The organism is Aminobacter sp. P9b, from assembly GCF_045345995.1.
In the GTDB taxonomy this organism is placed as follows: domain Bacteria; phylum Pseudomonadota; class Alphaproteobacteria; order Rhizobiales; family Rhizobiaceae; genus Aminobacter; species Aminobacter niigataensis.
The window spans coordinates 526,329-542,659 of the sequence record NZ_CP150082.1; the positions used below are offsets into that span (position 1 = coordinate 526,329).

A 16,331-nucleotide genomic window follows, 5' to 3' on the forward strand; every position below is an offset into this window, starting at 1 on the left:
AGGATCGCATGAGGATCAAGCTCATCAATCCGAACACGACCCAGTCGATGACCGATCTCATCGGCGACGCGGCGCGGGCGGTGGCGGCACCGGGGACTGAAATCCTGGCGGTGACGTCGCGATCCGGTGCTGCTTCGATCGAGGGTCATTACGACGAAGCGATGAGCATCATCGGCCTCGTCGACGAGATCATGGATGGACCCGCCGCCGACGCCTATGTCGTCGCCTGCTTCGGCGATCCGGGCCTGCTTGCGGCGCGCGAGCTCACCGGGGCGCCGGTGTTCGGAATCGCCGAGGCGGCGATGCATGCCGCGACCTTCGTTGCCACCGGGTTTTCGGTGGTGACGACACTTGAGCGCACGCGCATCATCGCCGAGCACCTCGTGCGCAACTACGGCATGCAGAACCATTGCCGCCGGGTACGCGCCACCGATGTGCCGGTGCTCGAACTGGAAAAGCCGGAATCGAACGCCCGCGCGATCATTCTCGCCGAATGCGAAAGGGCGCTCTCCGAGGACCGCTCGGAAGCCATCGTTCTGGGTTGCGCCGGCATGGCTGATCTCGCGAAATTCCTCGAGGACAGGTTGCAGGTGCCTGTGATCGACGGCGTGGTCGCTGCAGTCAAGTTTGCCGAGGCGATCGTCGGCATGGGCCTGAAGACATCGAAGCGCGGCGACCTCGCCTATCCTCTGCCCAAGACCTATCGCGGCAAGCTCGCCGGCTATGCGCCCGACACCCGGCTTGCCGACAGGTTGACGGCACGAAAAGTCAGTTAGCTTAGGGGTTTGAACAGCGTCTTGAAGTCGACGCGCACGGGGTGATCGGCAAGGTCGATCTGAGCCTCGATATGACGGAGGTGGTGGTCCATGTACTGCGCAGCTTTCTTGCCGTCCCGCCGCTTCAGCGCGTCCACGATCTCCTTGTGCTCGCTGTACGAACACGGCACCGCGCCCGGTGATTCGTACAGGGCGATGATCAGCGACGTCCGCGACACCAGTTCGTGGACGAAGTCGCGCAGCACCTCGTTACCAGCAAGCGAGGCGAGTTCACGATGAAAATCCCCGGAGAGCTGCAGCCGCCTTTGTTTGCTGTCTTGCTCGACTGCCTCCGCCTCGGCGCTCACCATGGCCGTCAGCCGATCGACGTCTTCCCTGGTGATCGTCGAGGCGAGCTTTTCGGTGAGGATGCATTCGACCCCGCGCCGTGCCTCGAACACCTGCCGCGCTTCCTCGATCGAGGGCTTGGAAACGAAGGCGCCCTTGTTGGGGATCAGGTCGACGAGCTTCTCGTGCGACAGCCGCTGCAGAACCTTGCGGATGATGGTGCGGCTGACGCCGAAGGCGGTCGCCAGCGCGTCCTCCTGCAACGGCGTCGCCGGCCTGATCTGGTGATTGATGATCGCCGAATAGATTTCGCCGTGGATGTGTTCGTCGGTCGGGCCGCCGCGCTTCTTGGTCTTGTCGGGGCTCGGCGGGGCGGCGGATTTCAAGGCGCGGGGCTCGCGTAACATGTCACGATCCTGATGAAACGGCATAGGGAGGACTAGGATGTATTCTATCCCGTACGATGCCCGCTTGGAACATGCCTTTTCCGCCAGCACAATCCCTCAAGCAAAGGCGGTGCAATGATGCATGGACACACTGTCGAAACCGGCGCTGTGCCGCAGATCCCGTCCGTTCTGGATGTACACAATCTACGCATTGAATTCCCCTTGCGCCAGCGCTCGCTTGTCGCCGTCGACGACGTTTCGTTCAGCATCGGCAAGGGTGAGATTCTGGGCGTCGTTGGCGAATCCGGCGCCGGCAAATCGCTGACCGGAAGCGCCCTGATCGGCCTGCTGCAACCGCCCGGCCGCATATCGGGCGGTTCTGTTCATCTCTCCGGCCAGCGCATCGACGACCTGCCGCAGGCCGAACAGCGCAAGCTGCGCGGCCGCCACATCGGCGCGATCTTCCAGGACCCTCTGACCAGCCTCGATCCACTTTTCACGGTCGGCCGCCAGCTCACCGAAACCATCCGCGCGCATCATCCCGGCAATGCTGAAACAGCACGCGCGAAAGCGCTGCAACTCTTGCGCGAAGTCGGCATCGCCGATCCGGAAAACCGCTTCAGCCAGTATCCGCACCAGTTCTCCGGCGGCATGCGCCAGCGCATCGTCATCGCATTGGCGCTCGCCGGCGAGCCGGAACTGATCATCGCCGACGAGCCGACCACGGCCCTCGACGTCTCGGTTCAGGCCCAGATCATCGGGCTTCTCAAGCGGCTCGCGGCAACGCGCGGCACGGCGATCATGCTGGTCACCCACGATATGGGCGTCATCGCCGAGACCGCCGATCGGGTGGCGGTGATGTATGCCGGTCGCGTCGTCGAGATCGGGCCGGTCGACGAGGTCATTCACCGGCCGCGTCACCCCTACACGGCGGGGCTGATGGCCTCGATCCCCTCGCTCAACCGCAAGGCAGAGCGCCTCGCCCAGATCGACGGCTCGATGCCGCGCCTTGGCAGTTGGCCCGACGGCTGCGCCTTCAATCCGCGCTGCCCCAAGGCCGGCACGCGTTGCCGGACGGAGCTTCCGCGTCTGGCCGACGCCGGCGGCACATCCGCTGCCTGTTTCATCCACCAGGGTGGCACGCAACTCTGACTGAGACAGGCGCATTGCCAGCCCAAGGCAGCGCTGGTCCGAAGACCTGGAACATCGCTCGACGAGCGGCCCCGCATTCCGCTGGACGCCGCGCGCTTCTCAGCTTGCCTATTTCTCAGGCACATCATGTATACAATTGGTGCACAGTTGCGAATACAAGGCTGTAGACGAAGCGTATTCGATGTGAAATCATCCCTCCTGTCGGCTCTCAACAGGCTGGGTTCCAGTGACAAGTGCTCGAGATCAGAACGGATCGAAATGGGCATTCCCCGACCCTCGGGGGATGAGAGGATCGCGACTTCGATTTTGTCACGCCGGCCACGCAGCGCTGTTGAACCACCTCAAGCCCCCGATGGATGCGGTGCCTTTCGGCACGCCCGACGCCTCGTCCCTCGGCCAGCCGGCATGTGAACGATTCAAGAATCCAACAAACAAGAACTGCGTGGGAACAGCCGATGAAAAACTACCTGAAACTGCTACTTCTCGCCTCGTGCGCCGGCCTGGCCGTCAACGCGGCTGACGCCAAGACGCTGCGGTTCGCCGAATCGCAGGAAATCAGCTCGATGGACCCTCACGCGGCGCGCGAGGATTTCACCCTCAGCCTGATCGGCAATGTCTATGAGGGCCTCGTCCGCTGGAACAAGGAACTGAAGATCGAGCCGGCCCTGGCCGAAAGCTGGGAGACCCTGTCCGACACCAAATGGCGCTTCCATCTGCGCAAGGGCGTTGAATTCCACAACGGCAACCCGTTCACCGCAGACGACGTGATCTTCTCCTTCGAGCGCGCCGGGTCGCCCGGCTCGCCCTTCGCCGGCCTGCTCGAGCCCATCGCCGAGGTGGTCAAGGTCGACGACCACACGGTCGACATGACGCTGAAGCGCAAATACGCATTGCTGCTCAACGACTTTGCCGGCTGGTACATCCTCGACAAGGAATTCCAGGAATCGATCGGCGCCCAGAAGCCGCTCGACCTGTCGACCAACACCGGCGGCGCGATGATCACGCAAGGCGTCGGCACCGGGCCGTTCAAGGTGGCCAGCCGCGAGCCCGACGTGAGGACCGTCTTTGCCGCCAACGAAAAATGGTGGGACAAGCGCGAGCACAACATCGACGAGATCGTCTACACGCCGATCACCAACAATGCGACGCGCGTCGCAGCCCTGCTTTCGGGTGAGGTCGACTTCATCCGTAACGCCCCGCCCCAGGACGTCGCGCGCATCGAGGCCACGGCCGGCATGCAGGTGATGCGCGCGCCGCATCTGCGCAACATCTTCTACGGTATGGACCAGCAGTCGAAGACCCTGCCTGGCCTGGATTCCAATCCGCTCGCCGACGTGCGCGTCCGCAAGGCGATCTATCAGGCCATCGACGTCGAGGGCATCAAGCGTTCGATCATGCGCGACAACAGCCGTCCGTCGGCGATCATGATGGCGCCGGAACTGCCGTTCTACGACGCCAGCCTCGACGTCCGCTTCCCCTACGATATCGAGGCTTCGAAGGCACTGCTCAAGGAGGCTGGTTACGCCGATGGCTTCACCTTGCCGATGGATTGCCCGGCCGGTTCATTCATCAATGACGAGCAGATCTGCCAGGCAACGGTCGGCATGCTTGCCAAGGTCGGCATCAAGGCGCAGCTGACGATGCATCCGCCCGTGCAGTTCGACACCGAACTGCCGGCCGGCAAATATTCCTTCTACATGCTCGGCTGGGCCGGCCTGCCGACGCTCGACGCCTACAACATCATCTCGGCGACCTTCCATACGCCCACCGGCGACCTCGGCGCCTGGAACCCGAAGGGCTATTCGAACGCCCGGGTCGATGAACTGATCCCGCAGATCGGCACGGAATACAATGCCGAAAAGCGCCAGGAGATGATCTCGGAAGTCATGAAGCTGCATCGCGACGAGGTCGGCAAGATCATGCTGCACCAGCAGTTCCTGACCTGGGGCATGACCGACAAGGTCCATGCCATCGTGCCGGCCGACGAGTATACGCGGTTCTGGTACTACACGATGGACTGACGATTGATCGGAGGCTGGGCGCCCGGCGCCCGGCCTCCCTCTATTTCAGAGGCTGAGATGATTTCCTTGCTCGCCACGCGACTGACCAGCGTCATCCTCGTGATGCTGGTGGTATCAGCGCTTTCGTTCTCGATCTTCAACTTCCTTGGCGACCCGGTGAACAACATCCTCGGCGTCAACGCCACGCTTGCCCAGCGCGAGGAGTTGCGTGTCGCCCTGGGCCTCGATCAGTCGACATTCGTCCAGTTCTGGCGCTTCGTCGAACGCGCCGTGGTCGGTGATTTCGGCGTCTCCTACCGCAACCGCCAACCGGTGGTCGACCTGATCCTCGCCCGCCTGCCGGCGACGCTGGAGCTCGTCCTGTGCGCCACCGTCATCGCGCTTGCCGCTGGCATTCCGATGGGTGTCTACACCGCGCTCAAGCCTCGCGGCTTGCTTAGCCGCACACTGCAGTTCGGTTCGCTGCTCGGCATCTCGATGCCGCAGTTCCTGATCGGCATGCTGCTGATCCTGGTCTTCTCCGTCGAGCTGCGCTGGCTGTCGGCCTTCGGCCGCGGCGACGTCGTCACGCTGGGCTGGTGGTCGACCGGCCTGCTCACAACATCAGGCGTCAAGGCATTGATCATGCCGACCATCACGCTTGCCGTGTTCCAGGTGTCGATGATCATGCGGCTGGTGCGCGGCGAGATGCTGGAGGTGGTGCGGACGGATTTCGTCAAGTTCGCCCGGGCCCGCGGCCTCTCCGACCGCGCCGTCTATCTGACGCATGCCCTTCGCAACAGCCTGTTGCCGGTCATCACCATCACCGGCCTGCAGATCGGCTCGCTGATCGCCTTCGCCATCGTCGTCGAGGCGGTGTTCCAGTGGCCCGGCATGGGCATGCTCATTCTCCAGGCGATCGAATTCGCCGACTTCCCTGTCATGGCGGCCTATCTCGCCTTCGTCGGATTCAGCTTCGTCACGATCAACCTGATCGTTGATCTGATCTATCTCGCCGTCGATCCAAGGTTGCGTGCAAAATGAGCCAGCTTGTCCTCAGACTGAAAGCAATCGGCAACAGCGAGCTGGCCTGGCGATTCAGGACCTCGCCGCCGGTCATCTTCGCCACGGTCGTGCTGGTGGTGCTGGTCTTCTGCGCCGCCGCCGCCAACCTGATCGCCCCGCACAATCCGTTCGACCCGGCAACGCTCAACATCATGGACGCGCGCCTGCCGCCGGTGTGGATCGACGGCGGCTCCTCAACCTATCTGCTCGGCACCGACGAGCAGGGTCGCGACATCCTTTCCACCATCTTCTACGGCATGCGCGTGTCGATCCTTGTCGGCATCGCCGCCGTCGCCTTCTCGATGACCATCGGCGTCGCGCTCGGCCTGATCGCCGGCTACCTCGGCGGCTGGGTCGACGCCGTCATCATGCGGCTCGGCGACATCCAGTTGAGCTTCCCCACGATCATGATCGCCTTCTTCATCGACGGCGTCGCCAAGATCGTCATGCCGATCGGCATGCGCGAGGAAATGCGCTTCTACGTCGTCATCCTGGCGATCGGCGTCGCCGACTGGGTGCAGTTCGCCCGCACCGTGCGCGCCGCCACCATGATCGAGCGCCGCAAGGACTATGTCGCTGCGGCCCGCATCAGCGAGGTCGGCGGGTTCCGCATCCTGCTTGCCCACATCCTGCCCAACACCATCGGCCCGGTGCTGGTACTCGCCACGCTGGGCCTCGGCGTCGCCATCCTCACCGAAGCGATCCTGTCCTTCCTCGGCCTCGGCATGCCGCCGTCGCAGCCCTCGTTGGGAACCCTGATCCGCGCCGGCAACGATCTGCTCCTGTCGGGCGAGTGGTGGATCTCGCTGTTCCCCGGTGCAGCACTTGTGCTGCTGGTGCTGGCCGTCAATATCGTCGGCGACTGGCTGCGCGACGTCCTCAACCCCCGCCTCCGCTGAGACCACGGAACCTGCATCATGAACGATCTTCTGCTCACCAATGTTCGTCCCGACGCCGGTGCCCCAGCCAGCATCCTGATCGAGAACGGCCGCATTGCGGCCATCGGCACCGACATCAGGCCGCGCGATGACTTCAAGGTCGTCGACGGCAACGGCGCGATCGCCATCGCACCTTTCGTCGAGGCGCATGTCCATCTCGACAAGATCCTGTGGGGCCTGCCCTGGCACGGCATCAACGTGCCGGATCTGCTCAGGGCAATGATCGACAACGAGGTCGAGATCCGCCGTACCCTGCCCTGGTCGGTCGCCGAGCGCGCCGGCAATCTGATGCGCCAATGCGTCGCCAACGGCTCGACCCATATCCGCAGCCATGTCGACATCTCGCCGGAGTACGGGCTCGACAATCTTCATGGCGTGCTTGCGGCCTGGGAGAAGACCAAGCACGCCGTCGACCTCGAGATCGTCGCCTTTCCCCAGCTCGGCATGCTGATCGAACCCGGCACAGCCGAGCTGATGGAAGCTGCCCTCGACGAAGGTGCTTCGATCATCGGCGGCATCGATCCCGCCAGCGTCGATGGCGACGCCAAGGGTCACCTCGACACCATTTTCGGCATCGCCCATCGCAAGCAGGCCAAGATCGACATTCATCTGCACGAGCGCGGCGAGCTCGGGCTTTACGAACTGGGCCTGATCGCCGAGCGCGCCAAGGCGCTTGGCATGCAGGACAAGGTCATCGTCAGCCATGCCTTCTGCCTCGGTACGGCATCCCGAGACGACCTCGCCCGCATGATGGACCTGCTTGCCGAGGCCGGCATCGGCATCATCTCGGCGGTCCCCGGCGACATCCCCTTCCCGCCGATGTTCGAGCTCGCCGAATATGGCGTCCGTTGTGCCGTGGCCTCCGACTCGCTGCGCGACACCTGGAACCCCCACGGCAATGGCGACATGCTCGAACGCTGCTGGCTGCTGTCCTGGCGCAGCAACTGCCGCACAGATGCCGAGCTCACCGCGGCCCTTGACATGGGCACCAAGCGCGGCGCCGACCTGCTCGATCTCGACGGCCACGGGCTGGAGGTTGGTTGCGATGGCTCCCTGGTGCTGATCGAGGGCGAGAACCTCGCCCAGATCGTCGTCGACCGGCCGAAGCGCGCACTTGTCGTCAAGCGCGGCCTCGTCGTCGCAAAGGACGGCAAGTGGATCGATGGTGCCGGGTCATGAACGCAATCGTCACCGAACAACCCCTGCTCAAGGTTGCCAATCTTGGCCGCACCTTCGACGTCTCGGCGCCCTTCCTGCAGCGGCTGGTGACACGTGCGCCACGGCGCAGCGTAAAAGCTGTCGATGGCGTCAGCTTCGCGATCAGTCCCGGCACGACCTTCTCGCTGGTTGGCGAGTCCGGCTGCGGCAAGTCGACAGTGGCGCGCCTCGTCGCCGGCTTGGAAAAGCCCACCCGCGGGTCGGTCGACATACGCAAGGCGGGCGGCGGGCGTGTCCGCCTGCAGATGGTGTTCCAGGATCCCGTCGGCAGCCTCAACCCGCGTTGGCGCATCGGCCAGAGCATCGCCGAGCCGATGGCGCAAAAGCTCGACCGCGCCGAGCGCCGCAAGCGCATTGGCGAGTTGCTGGTCACCGTCGGCCTCGCACCCAACGACGCCGACAAATACCCGCACGAATTCTCCGGCGGCCAGCGCCAGCGCATCTCGATCGCCCGCGCGCTTGCCGCCGAAGCCGAGTTGCTGCTGCTCGATGAGCCGACCTCGGCGCTCGACGTGTCGGTGCAGGCACAAGTGCTCAACCTGCTCAAGGATTTGCAGCAGAGGCTGGGGCTAACCTACCTGTTCATCAGCCATAATCTTTCGGTCGTGCGTTTTCTCACAGACCGCATCGGCGTGATGTATCTCGGCCGTCTCGTCGAGGAGGGCCCGAGCGAAATCATCCTCGATAGTCCGCAGCATCCCTACACCAGGCTGCTGCTCGAAACCGTCCCCGACCTCGAAGCACCGAAGCGCGATCGCGCGCCATTGGGTGGCGATATCCCGAGCCCGCTCAATCCGCCGACCGGCTGCACCTTCCATCCGCGCTGCCCGCTGGCGATGGATATCTGCAGCAGGGAACGGCCCGAACTGAAACGCTCGGCCAGCGGCGCCAACGTCGCCTGCCACGCCGCAGAGGAATAAGACCGGCGCCACGGAAGCGCGGCCAAGCTTGGATCACTTGGTACGACTTGGCATTCGGAACTGACCAGCCTGGACTATGCCCGCCTAAGGCGCGGCGGCGGTTGCCTTCACCTCGACCTATAGATCCGCGCCTCAGCGACTGAGGCGCGCAGGACAGCGACCATGCGGGTCGCGCGATTGCCCAGGCTTTGCACCTCCTTCAACGACTTCGCCTAGCTACGACCTGTGACAGAAGGTGCCGTATTGGCCGATGTCCGCCCCTGTTTTCCTGCACCGGTTCGGTGATTGATTTGTGTACAATCTTGTATCAAAAACATGTTGATTATGTATCCAATAAGTGCAACTCTTGGATAACAGAAACAGACTGAACGGCCCCGAGAACCCACGCTTTCAGATCTTCGGGCTAATGCACTTCGCTTCTTCCGGTCAATTTCTGGCTGAGAGCCGGATTGGCCATACGTGTGCAGCCGTTCATGGCCGTCTCTGTATTTGTATCCAATCTGCTAACACCTGAAACCGGGTGAAAGCGAGCATTTCGGGTACATGACGTTGGGAGTGAGGAGCGGTTTCTTTGCCGGCCTGGGCATTCGCCCAGGGAGCCGAAGGCTACCGCATTGCGTCAATCAAGCAGGCATGAGGAGGAAACATGGCCGTGCAAAAAGATCTCAAGAATCAGGGCAAGGTCTCTCGACGCGCCGTCCTGGCCGGCATGGCAGGGGCAGCACTCACGGGGGCGATCGCATCCCGGGGGTTCGTCGGCAGTGCCAGCGCCCAGGGCAGCTACAAGCTCGACCTCGGTGGTTATGCCGGCCCCGAATTGTCCAGCGAGCCGGTGACGCTGCGCTTCATGCGCCAGGACTTCACCCCTGACGTCAACGCGCTGCTCGAAAGCGCCTACGCCGAGTTCAAGGCCGCCTATCCCAACATCTCGATCGTCGAGGAGAAGGTGCCTTACGGCGACCTGCAGAAGAAGCTGCTGGTCTACATCGCATCGGGCGACGCGCCCGACATCATGATGGGCCGCACCGATTTCACCGACGCCTACCACGCTGGCAGCGTGGCCCTGCCGGTCCAAGATTATCTCAGCGCCGACTACATCAACGACATCCCGGCCAACCTGCGTGCAGCGGCATCCTCGGGCGGCAACCTCTATTCGGTGCCCTGGGAAACCAGCGTGATGATGCTCTATTTCAATCGCGACCTGTTCGAGAAGGTCAAGATGCAGACGCCGCCGGAAGTCACCGGGCTCGACGGCGGCTGGAGCGACGAGGAGCTCGTCGCCAATCTGATCGAGATGAACGCCAAGCTCAAGGAAGCCGGTGACAACCAGTCCTGGGCGCTTGCGGCGGCTGGCCAGGGCAATGGCGGTCCGGGAGCCAACTACAGCCAGCTCGAAAGCATCTGGATTCGTTCCCAGGGCGATCCGAACGCGGCCAAGGATTCCGCCGCCTACAAGACGCTCATGGGCATCAGCGACGACGGCTTTACCGTCTCCGGCCACATCGACACGCCCGAGGCGATCAAGGGCATGCGCTTCTACCAGAGCCTGTTCGCCAAGGGGCTCACACCGCTCGGCCCCGTGCCGAACCAGTATCCGGGCGGGCTCGCCGCGACCTATTTCGGCGGCCTCAACTTCACCAACCGCTTCCGCGTGCCCGGCAAGGAGCCGCCGTTCAAGTGGGGCGTATCGCTGCCGCCAAAGGGCAACATCGTCTTCAACGGCAATGGCTCGGATGCCCCGCTCGTCTGGTCCAAGTCCCAGCACCCCGCGGAAGCCGTCGCGCTGCTGTCCTATCTCTGCAATGACAAGAACCGGCTTGCCTTCCATAAGACCTGGGGGTCGATGCCGTCGCGCACCTCGCTGCGCGAGCAGATGAGCGTGTTCGCCACCGAGCAGCCGTTCAAGATGGCCCAGGCCCTGTCGGACGCCTCCTACAGCGTGCCGCGCAGCCCGGGTTACTTCGACTACTTCAACGCCATGAACCCGGCGGTGAAGGACATCGCGCTCGGCGCCGATCCGGCAAAGGTCCTGCCCGACACGGCCGCCAAGATCGACCGCCTGCTGGCCAAGTACCGGCGCTAGCCGCAAGGCCCATCACACCTGACGCGACGGCCCACCGGGCCGTCGCACGATGTCGCCTGAGCAAGCGGAGGAGAATTCCATGCGACCCACGACGGCACCTGCGCGCAAAAAGCGGCAGTGGACCGGCCAGAACAGCAACATGATCCTTGGCCCGGCAATGATCCTGCCGGCGGTCGTGGCGCTCGCCCTGTTCCAGTATCTTCCGCTGATCACCGCAGTCTTGAACAGCCTGCAATCTTTCAGCCCGTTCGACCAGTCATCGACCGGCTGGGTTGGCCTCGGCAATTATTTCGAGATCTTCGCCGACCCGGCCTTCCGCTACGCCCTGCTCAACACCTTTCTCTACATCGTGCTGATGCTGGTGATGACCATCCCGCTGGCGCTGGCGCTGGCGGTGCTGCTCGACCGGCGCCTGCCCGGAACGACGTGGGCACGCAATGCGGCGATCGGTGCACTCGCTGCCTCTGAGGCGGTGACCGCGCTGATCTGGAACCAGATGTACGAGCCCAGCAGCGGCCTGTTCAACGCCATCCTTCACGCAGTCAGCCTGCCCACGCAGCCCTTCCTCACCGGCGACAGCCAGGCGCTGGTGTCCATCGTCGTCATGACGGTCTGGAAAGATGTCGGCCTGCCGTTGCTGATCTTCTTGGCCGGCCTCCAGGCCATTCCACGCGAACTGCACGAGGCAGCCCAGCTCGACGGTGCCAACGACTGGCAGATTTTCCGCAAAATCACGCTGCCGCAACTGCGGCCCAGCCTCGTCGTCGCGCTGTTCATCATGACGATAACCGCCACCCGCATGTTCACCCCGATCCTGATCATGACCCAGGGCGGCCCCCAGGGGGCGACAACCAACCTGGCACTCTACTCCTACCTCCAGGGCTTTGAGTTCCAGTCGCAAGGCACCGCATCCGCAAGCGTCGTCTGCATGCTTGCAGTACTTGGCATCGTCACGCTCGTCCAAAGCTACGTGTTGCGCGAAAAGCAGGAGAAATAGGCCATGACCGCATCCTCCCTGACCCTGCAGGCGGAAGATGGCGTTGACCGCACCGCGCGCCGGGCTGCCTTCCTGCATCGTGGCGCCAGCATCCTGCTGCTCGCCGTGGTCGGCGCAGTATTCGCCTTTCCGATCCTCTGGGCGGCAATGTCGTCGCTCAAGTCGACCGATGACATCATCACCGGGACCTACCCGCTGTCATGGTCGTCCTTCGTACCGATGAAGGCGACGCTCGAGAACTACGTCTATCTCTTCAGCGAGCTGAATTTTCAGCGCAACCTGCTCAACACGCTGATCGCCGCCTGCGGCCAGGTCAGCGTCGCGGTGATCACTTCGTCCCTCGCCGGCTACGCTTTCGCCCGCCTCAACTTTCCGTTCCGCGACGTCGTGTTCGGGCTGCTGTTGCTGACGGCCTTCGTGCCCGTCGAGGCGATCATCGTGCCGCTCTACCGGATCATGCACTGGTTCGGCCTGGTCTCCACCTACCCGGCACTTTTCCTGCCATTCGCCTGCAACCCCTTCGGCATCTTCCTGATGCGACAGGCTTTCCGCGATATCCCGGTCGAGATGGAGGAAGCCGCCCGACTCGATGGCGCGAGCCCGCTGCGCATCTTCTTTTCCATCGCCCTGCCCAACGTCCGCCCCACTTTGGCAACGCTGGTGCTGATCCAGTTCATCTGGTCGTGGAACGCCTATCTCTGGCCGCTTGTCATCATGCAGGACCCCAACAAGCAGATCGCCCAGGTGGCCATCGCCAACCTCAAGTCGATCCCCAACTCGCCGATGGATGGCCCGCTGTTTGCAGCGGCAACCGCCGTAACGATCCCGCTCGTCATCCTGTCGATCGTGCTGCAGCGCTACTACGTCCGCGGCCTGGTCACGTCAGGCATGAAATAACCCGGCGCCACGCTGGCGCCGACCGCACCAACGAACCTGAAAGAGGAAATTCCGGCATGAGGATTGGCATAGACGGCCGCAAGATACCCGAGGCAGCAAAACGCGGCCCCGTCGGCAGTCTCGATCACGGCAAGAGCCTTGGCATGGCCGGCCTGTTCTACCGCACCGTGCTCGACATGAGCCCGACGCTCGATCTCGGCGAACTTCGCGCCATCCGGACCCGCGCCGACGAGCTTGGCATGTATGTCGAAACCGGCCTCGGCAAGGTCAATCCTTATGCCAGCCCGGAAGCGCCCGAACTCCGCCTGGTCGGCGATGGCGACATTGTTCTCGGGTTCCGACGGATGATGGAAGCCTGCGTTGCCATCGGCTGCACCGAGCTCTGGATCGCCACCGCCAACTACAAGCCCGTCTACAGCGCCCGCTTTGCCTACGACCGTTTCCGCACCGACGTGACCTGGCCGGAGCAGCTTGAGGCGACGAAGACCTTCCTGCTCAAGCTCGCACCGATCGCCCGCGACCTGGGCGTGCATATGAACATGGAAACGCATGAGGAGATCACGACCTTCGAGCTGCTGCGGCTGATCGAGGCCGTGGGCGAAGACGTCATGGGCGTCGTGCTCGACACGCTCAACCCGATGCAGCGCGCCGAACATCCGGTCTTCGCCGCCCGCCGTGTCGCTCCCTATGTCAGGCAGACGCATATCAAGGATGCCTATCTCGCCCATGTCCCCGGCGGCGTCACCATCCAGGCGCGCGCTTGCGGCGACGGCGTCATTGATTTCCGCGAGGTCCTGAAAGTGCTGGGCGCACACAATCCGACGCTCAACCTGTCGCTCGAATGCGCCGGCCCGCGCGAGGCGAATTTCGTGCCGCGCCACACCTTGCTGGAGGTCTTCGATCGCGACTGGCTGGCAAACCATCCGGATCTCAGCATCGAGGAGTATGCTGCCTTCCTCGAACTCGTGCAGGCCTACAGCGGCCGTATCGCGTCGGGCGAAGTGGCGAGCTGGGACGCCTATGTCGCCGCACCGTTCGACTACGAGGAGTCCGTCGCCACCATCAAGAAGAGCACGGCCCACCTTCGCGCCGTCTGCGCTGAACTGCAGCTTCCGCTCGAGGCCGCAGCATGATCGGCATCGTCAAGAGTTCATTGCCTGAAGGCCGGAACCTGGACGCGCGCACAGCCTTGCAGGCAGCCGCGCAGATGGGCCTCAACGGCGTCCTGTTCAATTCGCTGTTCGACCTGAGCCCCACGCTCGATCCGGCAGAACTGCGCGCGGTGCGTACCGAAGCCGACCGTCTTGGCCTCTACATCTCGTCGATGCTGGGTGTGCTCAACCCTGCCTTGCCTTTCCGTGGCGAGCCCATAGCCAAGGCAGGCGGCGGCGATCTGGAGACGGGCGTCAAACGCCTGGTCCGCCTCGCCGCCGACATCGGCATCCATGACATGTTCTTCGTCATCGGCATGATCGAGGAGCGTTTCCATGAAACCGTGAGCTGGCACGACCAGCGCCATGCGCTCGCGGCAATGTTGCTGCGCTGCGCGCCGGTGCTGCGTGAGTGCAAGTCGAAGCTGCTGCTGAAGACCCATGAGGAGATCACCACCTCGGAGGTCGTTGCGCTGGTTCGGACTGTCGGCCCGGATCTCCTCAGCATCGCCTTCGATCCGGTCAATGTCGTCTGCCGGCTCGAAGACCCCGTCGAGGCAGCACGCCGCGTAGCGCCTTACGTCGCCCAGGTTCACGTCGACGACGCCATCGTCCGTTTCCAGGAAGGCGGCATCCGCCGCTACCTGGCACCTGTTGGCGAAGGCGTTCTCGACTGGGAAACAATCATTGCGCTGATGCCCGAGGCCCGGGTGTGGGTCGAGATGCACAGCGGCCAGTTCGCCATGCCCGTCTTCGATCCGGCATGGCTTGCCGCGCAACCCGACATCGTCCTTGCCGAATACGCTTCGGTGCTTGCCATGGCCACCAGCTTCGGACGGCGCGAGATGCGCTGGAACCAGGACACGCCGATCGAACGCCTGCCGCATGCCCTCAGGAGATTCCAGCCATGACCGACCTTCTGCTCCTCCACGGCACCGTCATCACCGTCGACCACGAGCGCCGCATCATCGAGGACGGCGCGGTTGCCATCTCAGGTGACCGCATCGTCGAGGTCGGCACCTCGGCCGACCTCGAACCAAAGCATGCTGGCAAGAAGGTGATCGACTGCAAGGGCAAGCTGATCATCCCGGGTCTCGTCGACGCCCACGGCCATGCCGGCCATTCGCTGATCAAGACGATCGGCGCCGACAGCCCGTCGGTGTGGATGCGCATCGTCACCCCGACCTACTTCCACTACACGACGCGCGACTTCTGGTACGCCGACGGCCTGGTTTCAGGCCTCGAACGCCTGCGGGCAGGCGTTACCACCGGCGCCAGCATCATCGCCTCGATGCCGCGCAGCGACGATCCGGTATTCGGCATCAATCATGCCCGCGCCTATTCGGAAGTGGGTATTCGCGAGATTCTCTGCGTCGGGCCGGCCGGACTGCCCTGGCCGCATCCGGTCACGCGCTGGGAGACCGGCAAGCCGGAGCGCCGGAACGTCAGCTTCGAAGAGATGATCGAAGGCGCTGAGGCGGTGATCGAGGCCTGCAATGGCAGCGCCGATGGCCGCATCAAGGTCTACCTGACCCCGTTCACCATCGTGCCTTCGGTCGATCCGTCCAACCCGACGACGCCGGACAGGGCGACCAGGCTCACCGACGACGACCGCATGCAGGCGCGCCGTGTGCGCGAGACCGCCCGCAAATGGGGTGTCCGCATCCATTCCGACGCCTTCGCCGGCCATGTCCGCATGGCTTTCCAGGACAAGGAAAACGCCCTTCTCGGCCCGGACGTGCACCTGCAGCACTGCATCGGCCTGTCGCATGAGGAGGTCGATATCCTTGCAGAGACCGGCACCCACATGACCCATTCACCCGGTGGCCGCGCTCCGATCCTCGACATGATCTCGAAGGGCGTGAACGTCGCCATCACCTCGGACGGGACCGCGCCGCGCCGACCGTTCGACATGTTCCAGATGGCGCGCATGGCACAGTTCGGCCAGCAGTTCCTGCATGCCGACCAGTATCTCCTGCCACCCGGCAAGCTGCTCGAGATGATCACCGTGGACGCGGCCAGGGCGCTCGGGCTCGAACACGAGATCGGTTCGCTCGAGGCTGGCAAGAAGGCCGATGTCACCATACTCGACATGCGCCAGCCGCACCTGACGCCGAACTGGATGTTCGTGCACCGCCTGATGTACCAGGCCGTCGGATCGGACGTCGATACCGTCATCGTCGACGGCAAGGTCCTGATGCAGGATCGGAAGGTGCTGACCACCGATGTGCGCGACGCACTCGATTTCGGCGAGCGCGAGGCGCGCGCGCTGGTCGAGCGCGCCGGCCTGCAAGGCCATATGCGCGACCCGGGCTGGGGCAAGCTCAGCCGCACCTTCGACGAGCCGATCGAGCTGCCGCTGCCGCCTGCGGTCGACTGACGCTGCGACCGGCGCTGGGCCCGCCTTGCGCCGATCGAATT

The 16,331-nt window shown here is 63.7% G+C and carries 14 protein-coding genes; 13 read left to right on the forward strand and 1 reads right to left on the reverse strand.

What is annotated here, in order from left to right; all coding sequences use genetic code 11:
* Positions 1–8: 8 nt before the first annotated feature.
* Positions 9–776, forward strand: a complete 768-nt coding sequence (locus tag WHT83_RS02690; protein WP_183262791.1) for an aspartate/glutamate racemase family protein — start codon at positions 9–11, stop codon at positions 774–776.
* Here WHT83_RS02690 and WHT83_RS02695 read toward each other — a convergent pair.
* A complete protein-coding gene (locus WHT83_RS02695) occupies positions 773–1,510 on the reverse strand; it encodes a GntR family transcriptional regulator (RefSeq protein WP_159091570.1) in 738 nt (245 codons plus the stop codon). The genes WHT83_RS02690 and WHT83_RS02695 overlap by 4 nt on opposite strands.
* A 117-nt stretch (positions 1,511–1,627) precedes the next feature.
* On the opposite strand from WHT83_RS02695, the gene WHT83_RS02700 reads away from it, so the two are divergent.
* The 12 genes from WHT83_RS02700 to WHT83_RS02755 all read left to right on the forward strand — a co-directional run bounded on the left by WHT83_RS02700 (position 1,628) and on the right by WHT83_RS02755 (position 16,290).
* A complete protein-coding gene (locus WHT83_RS02700) occupies positions 1,628–2,641 on the forward strand; it encodes an ABC transporter ATP-binding protein (RefSeq protein WP_108609664.1) in 1,014 nt (337 codons plus the stop codon).
* Between the two features lie 455 nt (positions 2,642–3,096).
* Complete coding sequence (locus WHT83_RS02705) at positions 3,097–4,662, forward strand: ABC transporter substrate-binding protein (protein ID WP_406872896.1); 1,566 nt, start codon at positions 3,097–3,099, stop codon at positions 4,660–4,662.
* Positions 4,663–4,719: 57 nt separating this feature from the next.
* Positions 4,720–5,685: an ABC transporter permease gene (locus WHT83_RS02710; protein ID WP_108606412.1), complete on the forward strand. Its 966-nt coding sequence runs from the start codon at positions 4,720–4,722 to the stop codon at positions 5,683–5,685.
* Positions 5,682–6,605 (forward strand): ABC transporter permease, encoded by a 924-nt coding sequence (locus WHT83_RS02715; RefSeq protein WP_183262792.1) that lies wholly within the window; start codon positions 5,682–5,684, stop codon positions 6,603–6,605. Before WHT83_RS02710 ends, WHT83_RS02715 begins: the two co-directional genes overlap by 4 nt.
* A gap of 18 nt (positions 6,606–6,623) precedes the next feature.
* Complete coding sequence (locus tag WHT83_RS02720) at positions 6,624–7,823, forward strand: amidohydrolase family protein (protein ID WP_406872897.1); 1,200 nt, start codon at positions 6,624–6,626, stop codon at positions 7,821–7,823.
* Entirely contained in the window at positions 7,820–8,782 is a 963-nt protein-coding gene (locus tag WHT83_RS02725; RefSeq protein ID WP_406872898.1) for an ABC transporter ATP-binding protein, read from the forward strand. The genes WHT83_RS02720 and WHT83_RS02725 overlap by 4 nt, the downstream gene beginning before the upstream one ends.
* A 646-nt stretch (positions 8,783–9,428) precedes the next feature.
* Positions 9,429–10,865 carry an extracellular solute-binding protein gene (locus tag WHT83_RS02730; RefSeq protein WP_406872899.1) on the forward strand — a complete coding sequence of 479 codons (1,437 nt, stop codon included), beginning with the start codon at positions 9,429–9,431 and terminating at the stop codon, positions 10,863–10,865.
* Between the two features lie 79 nt (positions 10,866–10,944).
* Positions 10,945–11,862: a carbohydrate ABC transporter permease gene (locus tag WHT83_RS02735; protein ID WP_159091569.1), complete on the forward strand. Its 918-nt coding sequence runs from the start codon at positions 10,945–10,947 to the stop codon at positions 11,860–11,862.
* A gap of 3 nt (positions 11,863–11,865) precedes the next feature.
* The gene (locus WHT83_RS02740) at positions 11,866–12,759 is read left to right on the forward strand and encodes a carbohydrate ABC transporter permease (RefSeq protein ID WP_406872900.1); all 894 of its coding nucleotides are present in this window, start codon (positions 11,866–11,868) and stop codon (positions 12,757–12,759) included.
* A 56-nt stretch (positions 12,760–12,815) separates the two neighbouring features.
* Positions 12,816–13,892 carry a sugar phosphate isomerase/epimerase family protein gene (locus WHT83_RS02745; protein ID WP_406872901.1) on the forward strand — a complete coding sequence of 359 codons (1,077 nt, stop codon included), beginning with the start codon at positions 12,816–12,818 and terminating at the stop codon, positions 13,890–13,892.
* The gene (locus tag WHT83_RS02750; RefSeq protein WP_406872902.1) at positions 13,889–14,821 is read left to right on the forward strand and encodes a sugar phosphate isomerase/epimerase family protein; all 933 of its coding nucleotides are present in this window, start codon (positions 13,889–13,891) and stop codon (positions 14,819–14,821) included. The genes WHT83_RS02745 and WHT83_RS02750 overlap by 4 nt, the downstream gene beginning before the upstream one ends.
* On the forward strand, positions 14,818–16,290 hold the full coding sequence (locus WHT83_RS02755) for an amidohydrolase family protein (RefSeq protein WP_406872903.1): 1,473 nt from the start codon (positions 14,818–14,820) through the stop codon (positions 16,288–16,290). The genes WHT83_RS02750 and WHT83_RS02755 overlap by 4 nt, the downstream gene beginning before the upstream one ends.
* The last annotated feature ends 41 nt before the right edge of the window (positions 16,291–16,331 follow it).

What these genes read in the sequence shown, in the direction of transcription:
- WHT83_RS02690 (WP_183262791.1), top strand. Translation starts at nt 9, where the DNA reads ATGAGGATCAAGCTCATCAATCCGAACACGACCCAGTCGATGACCGAT.
- WHT83_RS02695 (WP_159091570.1), bottom strand. Translation starts at nt 1,510, where the DNA reads ATGTTACGCGAGCCCCGCGCCTTGAAATCCGCCGCCCCGCCGAGCCCC.
- WHT83_RS02700 (WP_108609664.1), top strand. Translation starts at nt 1,628, where the DNA reads ATGCATGGACACACTGTCGAAACCGGCGCTGTGCCGCAGATCCCGTCC.
- WHT83_RS02705 (WP_406872896.1), top strand. Translation starts at nt 3,097, where the DNA reads ATGAAAAACTACCTGAAACTGCTACTTCTCGCCTCGTGCGCCGGCCTG.
- WHT83_RS02710 (WP_108606412.1), top strand. Translation starts at nt 4,720, where the DNA reads ATGATTTCCTTGCTCGCCACGCGACTGACCAGCGTCATCCTCGTGATG.
- WHT83_RS02715 (WP_183262792.1), top strand. Translation starts at nt 5,682, where the DNA reads ATGAGCCAGCTTGTCCTCAGACTGAAAGCAATCGGCAACAGCGAGCTG.
- WHT83_RS02720 (WP_406872897.1), top strand. Translation starts at nt 6,624, where the DNA reads ATGAACGATCTTCTGCTCACCAATGTTCGTCCCGACGCCGGTGCCCCA.
- WHT83_RS02725 (WP_406872898.1), top strand. Translation starts at nt 7,820, where the DNA reads ATGAACGCAATCGTCACCGAACAACCCCTGCTCAAGGTTGCCAATCTT.
- WHT83_RS02730 (WP_406872899.1), top strand. Translation starts at nt 9,429, where the DNA reads ATGGCCGTGCAAAAAGATCTCAAGAATCAGGGCAAGGTCTCTCGACGC.
- WHT83_RS02735 (WP_159091569.1), top strand. Translation starts at nt 10,945, where the DNA reads ATGCGACCCACGACGGCACCTGCGCGCAAAAAGCGGCAGTGGACCGGC.
- WHT83_RS02740 (WP_406872900.1), top strand. Translation starts at nt 11,866, where the DNA reads ATGACCGCATCCTCCCTGACCCTGCAGGCGGAAGATGGCGTTGACCGC.
- WHT83_RS02745 (WP_406872901.1), top strand. Translation starts at nt 12,816, where the DNA reads ATGAGGATTGGCATAGACGGCCGCAAGATACCCGAGGCAGCAAAACGC.
- WHT83_RS02750 (WP_406872902.1), top strand. Translation starts at nt 13,889, where the DNA reads ATGATCGGCATCGTCAAGAGTTCATTGCCTGAAGGCCGGAACCTGGAC.
- WHT83_RS02755 (WP_406872903.1), top strand. Translation starts at nt 14,818, where the DNA reads ATGACCGACCTTCTGCTCCTCCACGGCACCGTCATCACCGTCGACCAC.